This is a genomic window from Mycobacterium angelicum (genome assembly GCF_002086155.1).
Taxonomy (GTDB): domain Bacteria; phylum Actinomycetota; class Actinomycetes; order Mycobacteriales; family Mycobacteriaceae; genus Mycobacterium; species Mycobacterium angelicum.
Map to the genome: position 1 here is coordinate 1 of NZ_MVHE01000229.1, position 838 is coordinate 838.

Consider the following 838-nt stretch of genomic DNA (forward strand, 5'->3'; position numbering starts at 1 on the left):
GTCCCGCCATGTCCGCCGGCCCCGCCGGCCCCGCCGCCGCCGATCACCCAGCCGCTGTTGCCACCCGCGCCGCCAGTGCCGCCGGTGCCGGACCCCAGCACCGTGGTCGGCCCGCCGGCGCCACCGGCACCACCCCAGCCGCCCCAGCCGAAGAGCAATCCGCCGTCGCCGCCGCGGCCCCCGGTCAAGCCGGCGCCGTCGGCGATGCTGACCACGCCGGTGCTGCCGATGCCGCCCGAGCCGCCGTTACCGATCAGCCAGGCCCGCCCGCCGGCGCCGCCGTCGCCGATCACGACATTGCCGCCGTCGCCGCCGTTGCCGCCGTTACCCCACAAGAGCCCGCTGTCGGCGCCGGCCCGCCCGGTACCGCCGTCGCCGCCGTTGCCGATCAGCAGCCCGGCCTTGCCGGCGACGCCGCCGAGCACACCGTTGCCGCCGTCGCCGCCGCTGCCGAGTAGCATCGCGTGTCCGCCGGCGCCGCCGTTGCCGCCGCCCGATACGCCGACGCCGCCGTTGGCGCCGGCCCCGCCGTCGCCCAGCAGCCACCCGCCATTGCCGCCGTTGCCGCCGTTGCCACCGGCGCCGACGGTCAGGTTGGTGCCGTCGCCGCCGTTGCCGCCGGTGCCGCCGTTGCCGATCAGCCAGGCGTTGCCGGCCGCCCCACCGTTGCCGCCGGAGCCACCCTTGAAGCTGGTTGAGCCGCCGTATCCGCCGGAACCACCGGCGCCGAGCAGGAAGCCGGCGCTGGCCCCCGCCCCGCCCGCGCCGCCGTCGGCGCTGACGCTGGCGCCGCCCGTTCCGCCGTCGCCGCCGATGCCGAACAGCCAGGCGTTGGCGC

At 79.0% G+C, this 838-nt stretch carries 1 pseudogene; it reads right to left on the minus strand.

Annotated features, from left to right (window positions below):
• Positions 1–838: pseudogene (locus BST12_RS34025) on the minus strand (hypothetical protein); the annotation flags it as partial.